The sequence below is a fragment of the Erythrobacter sp. genome, from assembly GCF_038133525.1.
GTDB lineage: Bacteria > Pseudomonadota > Alphaproteobacteria > Sphingomonadales > Sphingomonadaceae > Qipengyuania.
In genome coordinates this window covers 1-1,289 of the sequence record NZ_JAYPTL010000191.1, presented here as the reverse complement: position 1 = coordinate 1,289, position 1,289 = coordinate 1, and the positions used below count along the sequence as shown (strand labels likewise).

Here is a 1,289-nt window from a genome sequence, read left to right as displayed (position 1 = left end):
ACATAGCGGTCATGAAATTCGCTGGCATCGAAGGGTGCCGATTTCTTCTCGATCAGCTGGGTGGCGAGATCGAGCAGCTCCTTGTCGGGCTTGTCGTCGGGGATTTCGGTGAAATAGCTCTGCGCCTTTCGCACCTCATCGGCATAGCGCAAGGTCTCCAGCACCAGCCCCTTGCCGCAGGGCTTGACCGAAACCAGCTTCTCACTCCCGCGCACCGACAGCTGGCCAAGGCCCACCTTCTTCGCCTTGCGCAGCGCATCGCGCAGAACGATGAAAGCCTCATCCGCGAGATCGTCGGCGGGGACGACGAAATAGGGCTTTTCGAAATAGAAAACGTCGATCTCATGCGCGTCGACGAATTGCACCAGCTCCAGCGTCTTCTTGCTCTCGACCTTGGCGGCCTCGATCTCATCGTCGTCCAAAAGAACGTAATTGCCTTTCGACAGCTCGTATCCCTTCACGATCTCGTCGCGGTCGACGGGACCGATCCCTTGCACGACCTTTTCGTAATTGATCGGCTTGCCCGACGGTTCGTGGATCTGGCGGAAGCTGATGGAAGCGCCCGATTTGGTCGCCGGATATATCTCCACCGGTATCGACACCAGCGCGAGCCTGATCTGACCTTGCCAATAGGCGCGTGCCGCCATTGCATTTCCCCTTATCAATGGGTGAAAAGCGCTTGAAACAACCCATGGGTTCCAAGCGTTGTGAAGCCATTGGGAAAAGAGGATTTGATTCATGGCTATCGCGATCCGCGCCTTGACCGGGGGAGAATTGCTGCAGGCGGTCGATGCGCTGGCGGCGCTGCGCATCGCGGTGTTTGCCGAATACCCCTATCTCTATGACGGCGACGCCGCTTACGAGGCGCGCTATGTCCGCGAATTCATCGCCGAGCCGGGCAGCGTGCTGGTCGCCGCCATCGATGGCGACAATATCGTGGGTGCCGCAACGGCCTCCCCCATGTCATCGCAAAAGGAAGAGTTTCGCGCGCCTTTCGAAGAGCGCGGCATCGCCACCGCCGACCTCTTCTATTTCGGCGAAAGCGTGCTGCTGCCCCAATATCGCGGGCAGGGCGTGGGGCATTCCTTCTTCGACGCGCGTGAGGGGCATGCCAGGGCCGGGGGCGCGAATGCGTGCTGCTTCGCTTCGGTCGTCAGGCCCGCCGACCATCCAGCGCGGCCCGCCGATTATCGCCCGCACGACCGGTTCTGGACAAAGCGCGGCTATGCACCTGTCGCGGGCCTCACGACCGAGCTGTCATGGAAGGACCATGGTGAGGCCGGGGAAAG

The 1,289-nt window shown here is 60.7% G+C and carries 2 protein-coding genes; one reads left to right on the top strand and one right to left on the bottom strand.

What is annotated here, in order from left to right; genetic code table 11:
• A partial coding sequence (locus AAFM29_RS17885; protein WP_341714056.1) for a Ku protein occupies window positions 1-647 on the bottom strand: 647 nt, incomplete at its 3' end.
• Between the two features lie 91 nt (window positions 648-738).
• Between AAFM29_RS17885 and AAFM29_RS17880 the strand changes: the two genes are divergently transcribed.
• On the top strand, window positions 739-1,289 hold a 551-nt coding region (locus AAFM29_RS17880), incomplete at its 3' end, for a GNAT family N-acetyltransferase (protein ID WP_341714055.1).